Raw genomic sequence first — 6,019 nt, forward strand, 5'->3', positions numbered from 1 at the left:
ATGTGTATAAGAGACAGGAAATAGGAACGCAGCCGGGCAACGGCTGCGCTCATGGCCGGCTGACTGAGGTTAATCTTGCGTGCAGCTGCGGTAAGGCTGCGCTCAGTCATTAGGGCGTCAAGGGCGACGAGAAGATTCAGATCAAGGCCGTTGAAACGCATATCTCATTATCCGACGCGCTCGTCTTTTACAGTGCATACCATGAGCGACAACGGCTGCATCTGAAGCGGTGTCATTGGCTCGCGCGAATCAACTCAGTTCCTCTCGTGCGATTGCGAAGAAGCTCGCGGAGCATCGCAGAATGGCACGCAGTGCGCTCGGGGACGACGACCTGCGGCTCGAGCCGTCGGGAGCGCCAACCTGATCGATCTCGTCGATTCCCGGCACTCTCGCAACTCGACTTAGTCGAGCCGCCATTGGCAAACCAGCCTTAGTGCCTATCCTGCCATAGCCAGGAGTTCACGCGATGTGACCCGTTGACGTCCGCCTGCGCAGCATTGGTCAGGAGGCAAATTACAACCTGACGCAGTGTCAGGTTCAAGCGATTTAATTCGCTTCGCCAAATACCATCGTACTCGAAAGCTCGCGTCCTTCCGCGATGGCGTCGGACCTCGCGTGCAGTACAGGCGCACTACACGGTTTGCGGGATCGTTAGGCGCACGGGCCGGCAATCGTTCACAATCCCGGGCCGGCTCGCGCGTGCGTTTTGCAGCATGGCCGTCCGGGAAGCTAAAATGACAAGGCAGACACGTCGAATGATGAGTGGGATATTTGCATCTGCCGGAGCAGCTTGTGGTGGACCTAGCAGCGCCTGCGCGTTGGTAGTTTCCGATCTGCAGATCCCATGTTGGACGCCTCCTCCAACAATATCCGCCGCATCCAAATGCTCGCCGGATCGGTATTGTGGAACGCAGGCCACTGCACGGCCTCGGTAAAAGTGGGCAGTGGGAGTGGTGGCTCGACGATCCGCAGGGGCATCCACTTTTCGAAGTGTCTGGCTAGACGTAAGGGCATTGTTCCTATGCGGCCCGTGTCGAACAATATGGGCGGAATCAGGCTAAAGCCCTGCACAACGACCTCGATGCGCCTTTTCAAGCCGTGCTCGAGCAAGAACCACTCCTCGAGGTTGGGCCTCAGCGCCCGTCCGAACTTGGCGGTGACGTGCCCCATTGAATTGTATTTCTCGAATGTAAGTGGTCGCAATAGCTGCTTGTTCGTGCGGCATCCCACGCATACGAGGGTCTCATCGAATAGCGTCGCCTTAGGATGCGCGCTCGACATGAACAATTCCGGCAAAATGAGAAAATCCACTTCGCCGCGGCGAAGCAGCTCACCGGGTTCATCGGAAAATGGCAGCAATTCGAAGCGCACCGCAGGCGCCTCCTGTGCGATACGATCAACAATTCTCCGAAAAAACACGATTGTCATGAAATCGGAGAGAATGACCCTGAAGCGTCGGCTCGACAGGGTCGGGTCGAACGCATCCCGAGAAATGATCGAGAGTTGGATGTGCAGCAGGGCCTCGCGAACCGGACCCGCAAGCGCCTCCGCGCCGGGTGTCGGGACGAGCTCGCGACCTCTCATCGTAAACAATTCATCGCGAAAGTAGCTGCGCAGCCGCGCGATCGCAGCGCTCATGGCGGGCTGGCTCAGGTTAATTTGGCGCGCCGCCGCTGTGAGGTTGCGCTCCGTCATTAGAGCATCGAGCGCAACGAGAAGGTTTAGATCAAGTCCCTTGAACCGCATGTCGTGAGTCTATCCATCGTGTGGATGTGTTCTATCGAAACAATCGATTTTACCAAACTGCGGATTGTTGGATAGCAAACATCAGTTTGGAAAATGAATTAGGTATGCCACGATGGCTATTGGTCGTACGCGGGCTCCGAGAAGAAATCCTGGACGTGCGAGGATCTGCCGAATCCGTGTGCGAAGTGGCTATCTCTGCCGCACGCGCGTTGCGCCTGTTATAGGTGCGACTCTCACGCGATGCGACGCTAGGCAGGCCTCGATAAACCTTCGTATGCGCGTTCCATCCCTTTCCATATCGGCGGTTTACCCGCGTACACTTGAGGGCGTGCTCAGCCTCACCTTAGTGTCGCGACCAAGCAGCGTGCGCAGATCGCAGATGCCGAATACTTCCGGCGACTGGCCAAATGGCGCGCCTGTCCATCGCAATACAAGGCGAGTCGAAGATGCATAAGACCGAAGTTGATCTAGTGCCCGCCGCGTGTGTCCTCGATGAGCTTTCACACACCGATGGGCAGCCCTCAGAGAGGGTAATGCCGATCGCGATCTTGGGCGCGACGGAGCTCTCCCAGGATGCAGATGGAGTCTGCACAACCCGATCGCCTCATTGGGATGTCCGGGCATATGTCGACCATGGCATTGCTGGAACGACACGTGCGAGCTGCGCCATCGTCTCGCCGCCAACGATGGCGCCACTCCGATTCAGTCAACTCTCGGGCGACCTGGCGAGAATAGTCGAGCGCGGATGCCGCATGCCAACACATTCCAGATTGATCAGCGGTTCGGCGAATAGCGAGTGTCTTACGTGACTATATCCGCTCTCATCCCTACTGGCGCAGGGAAGTCCGCCATGAATATTGCCGTGTCGCCGTCTGCGGAAGAGCCTTCCGCGCGCACTCAGGTCCAGTGGAGCCTTCGCTGGGAAAGCGAGCTGCAGCTCGCCGATCATGCCGAGCTCGCCGATTTCTTTCGTAAGAGCTATGGGCCGACTGGTGCATTCAATGCACAGCCATTCGAGGGTATTCGAAGTTGGGCCGGCGCAAGACCTGAAATGCGCGTAATCGGTTACGACGCGCACGGCGTCGCTGCTCATATTGGCTTACTGCGCCGCTTCATCAAGATTGGCGGCGTTGATCTTCTCGTGGCCGAACTGGGATTGTATGCCGTCCGTCCAGATCTTGAGGGGCTTGGAATTAGCCACTCAATGCGCGTGATGTATCCTGCGCTGCAGGAGCTTGGGGTGCCGTTCGGCTTTGGTACGGTCCGGCCCGCACTTGAGAAGCATCTGACCAGACTGGTCGGAAGGCGAGGGTTGGCAACCCTCATGCCAGGCATTCGCGTCCGCTCCACCCAGGCAGATGTCTACCCCAATTTGTCGCCGATCCGCATCGAAGACGTGCTCGTGGTGGTGTTCCCAGTTGGACGCTCAATGGGCGAGTGGCCGGCGGGAACAATTATCGATCGGAACGGGCCCGAGCTGTGAATGAACTCATCCCCCTATCTGCGGTGCGGTGCAACTACGGCGACGTTAGCGGAAGTCGTTCGGTCTACTTGACCTTCGATGATGGGCCCAATCCATTTTGCACGCCGCTCGTCCTCGATGTCCTGACGCAACATCGGGTCCCCGCGACTTTCTTCGTTATCGGCACGTACGCGGCCGACCAACCTGAACTCATTCGACGAATGATCGCCGAGGGGCACGAGGTTGCGAACCACACGATGACGCATCCCGATCTGTCCAGATGCGAAGCAGCGGAGATACATGATGAGGTGCTAACGGCGAGCAGGGCAATCCGATTGGCATGCCCACAAGCGTTGCCCCGGCACATGCGGGCACCCTACGGCATATGGACCGAAGACGTGCTTGCTACGTCGGCCAAGGCTGGCCTCGCTGCTGTGCACTGGTCGGTCGATCCGAGAGATTGGTCGCGTCCTGGGGTTGATAGCATCGTGAAGTCAGTGCTGGCGGCTGTTCGCCCGGGAGCAATTGTGCTCCTGCACGACGGATATCCGCCCGGCGAGGAGGCGTCGTGCATCGACAGTACCTCGCGTGAACAGACGGTGAGGGCGCTGGCATATCTGATTCCGGCACTGCAACTGCGCGGGTTCGAAATCCATCCGCTTCCTCAACTTCACTGAACAAAACTGGCACCCCATGGATCTGCTCGCTACAACCAGCGCTGTCGCCGTTTCGTCTTATGCGCTGCTCTCGACCATCTACAAGAGCGCGCAGGCGCTTTACGCTCAGCCGACCAATCCCTCATCGCTGCAGAACGATCTCGAGCAAGCCGGGGTGGTTCTGCCCAGCGTGGATGTAATCGTGCCCTGTTTCAATGAGGACCCAAACACACTCTCCGAATGCCTCGCGTCGATTGCAAGTCAAGACTACGCCGGAAAACTGAGAGTCATTGTGGTCGACGATGGATCCGCAAATCGCGATCTGTTGGGACCCGTACACAAAATCTATGCGAGCGATCCGAGGTTTCGCATCATCTTGATGGCCAAGAACGTCGGAAAGCGCAAGGCGCAGATTGCTGCGATACGCAGCTCTTCCGGCGATCTGGTCCTGAACGTCGACTCGGATACGATCCTTGCCGTCGACGTGGTCACGAAGCTTGTATCGAAGATGCAGGACCCCGACGTCGGCGCGGCCATGGGGCAGTTGGTAGCGAGCAATCGCAACGAGACCTGGCTGACCAAGCTGATCGATATGGAATACTGGTTGGCTTGCAACGAAGAGCGCGCGGCGCAGGCACGCTTCGGCGCCGTGATGTGCTGCTGCGGGCCGTGTGCCATGTATCGTCGCTCTGCGCTCGCCTTGCTGCTTGATCAATACGAAACGCAATTTTTTCGTGGAAAGCCAAGTGATTTCGGCGAAGATCGTCATCTAACGATCCTTATGCTCAAGGCGGGGTTTCGAACCGAGTATGTCCCCGACGCGATCGCAGCAACAGTGGTGCCGGACAGCCTTGGACCATATCTGCGACAGCAACTACGCTGGGCGCGCAGTACCTTTCGAGACACATTTCTTGCGTTGCGCTTGCTGCCCGAGTTGGATCGCTATCTGACGCTCGACGTTGTCGGACAAAATCTCGGCCCCTTGCTTCTCGCCCTCTCATCACTGGCTGCGCTCGCGCAGTTCGTCATCGGCGGGTCAGTGGCCTGGTGGACGGTGCTGACGATTGCGGCCATGACGATGGTCCGGTGCAGTGTGGCAGCGTTCCGTGCTCGCGATATGCGGTTTCTCGGCTTCTCGCTTCACACACCCATCAATATCTTTCTCTTGCTGCCGATGAAAGCCTACGCGCTTTGTACATTGAGCAATAGCGATTGGCTGTCGCGTAAAGTCATGGTGGCAAGCGACGGAGAGAATAAAGCTGTCATTCCGCATGCGGCCACCGGAATAAGCTCCGCGAGAAGTGGTGTGAGCTCTGCCGCAATTTGTAAGCCCGGGCTTTCGCACCGTGCATCGAGCGTGGCGGCGACCGAGAGTGTTTGCGGTCCCGAGCGATCGAGCGCCTACAAATAGGTTGGATGCCCCCGTGACATCGGACAAGAACTATCAGCTATTGGAGCGCGAATTGGCTGTCGATGATCCATGGCGGCTCGACAGCAATTCGTTCGAGCAGGAGCGATACGCGCAGATGCTGCGGATGTCGCGTTGCAACGGTGACGTTGTGCATGCCCTCGAGGTCGGATGTGCAGCCGGTGCGTTCACCGAAATGCTGGCGCCGCACTGCCAAAGGCTCACCGTGGTCGATGTCATGCCTCAGGCGATCGAGCGTGCGCGCCAGCGGACCAAGAGGTGGTCACATATCACATGGATAACATGCGACATTCAGCAGTTCTCGACGGCTGAGCAGTTCGATCTGATCGTCGTGGCCGAGGTTCTTTACTACCTCAAGGACATCGCCGAGATGCACACAGCCATCCTCAATCTGGTCGGTATGCTTGCACCAAATGGCGCTCTGGTGTTCGGGTCCGCGCGTGATGCTCCGTGTCGACGCTGTGGGCACGCTGCCGGTGCGGAAACAGTGATTTCTCTCTTCAATGAGAACCTATCCGAGATCGAGCGTCTTCATTGCCATACTGAGTCGGTCAATGAAGACTGTTTGCTCGTGCTGTTCCGGAAGCCGATTAACTCGTCAGAACAACCAAATTACGGTCATTAGGGCCAGGGGGTCGTATGCGCATCTGTGGCATCAAGTTAACACATGATGGGGCAATCGCTGTCGTCGAGGACGGACAGCTTGTCTTTTGCACCGAACAAGAG

7 protein-coding genes are annotated in these 6,019 nt (G+C 57.8%); 5 read left to right on the plus strand and 2 right to left on the minus strand.

The window, feature by feature from the left end; translation table 11 throughout:
• Positions 1 to 161, minus strand: a 161-nt coding sequence (locus IF803_RS41965) for a LysR family transcriptional regulator (RefSeq protein WP_461196097.1), incomplete at its 3' end; no start/stop codon positions are given.
• Positions 162 to 801: 640 nt separating this feature from the next.
• Positions 802 to 1,746, minus strand: coding sequence for a transcriptional regulator NodD1 (gene nodD1, locus IF803_RS41970; protein WP_016848464.1), 945 nt, complete (start codon positions 1,744 to 1,746; stop codon positions 802 to 804).
• A gap of 850 nt (positions 1,747 to 2,596) precedes the next feature.
• Between nodD1 and IF803_RS41975 the strand changes: the two genes are divergently transcribed.
• From IF803_RS41975 to IF803_RS41995, 5 genes are all read left to right on the plus strand, one after another.
• Entirely contained in the window at positions 2,597 to 3,229 is a 633-nt protein-coding gene (locus IF803_RS41975; protein WP_026192374.1) for a NodA family N-acyltransferase, read from the plus strand.
• Entirely contained in the window at positions 3,226 to 3,885 is a 660-nt protein-coding gene (gene nodB, locus IF803_RS41980) for a chitooligosaccharide deacetylase NodB (protein ID WP_016848466.1), read from the plus strand. The genes IF803_RS41975 and nodB overlap by 4 nt, the downstream gene beginning before the upstream one ends.
• Before the next feature lie 16 nt (positions 3,886 to 3,901).
• Positions 3,902 to 5,275, plus strand: coding sequence for a chitooligosaccharide synthase NodC (nodC, locus tag IF803_RS41985; protein WP_018270192.1), 1,374 nt, complete (start codon positions 3,902 to 3,904; stop codon positions 5,273 to 5,275).
• Positions 5,238 to 5,918, plus strand: coding sequence for a nodulation methyltransferase NodS (gene nodS, locus IF803_RS41990; RefSeq protein ID WP_240536973.1), 681 nt, complete (start codon positions 5,238 to 5,240; stop codon positions 5,916 to 5,918). Before nodC ends, nodS begins: the two co-directional genes overlap by 38 nt.
• A gap of 14 nt (positions 5,919 to 5,932) precedes the next feature.
• Positions 5,933 to 6,019: carbamoyltransferase N-terminal domain-containing protein (locus IF803_RS41995; protein ID WP_461196098.1), on the plus strand; the 87-nt coding region annotated here is incomplete at its 3' end.

It is taken from the genome of Bradyrhizobium sp. UFLA06-06, assembly GCF_054820065.1.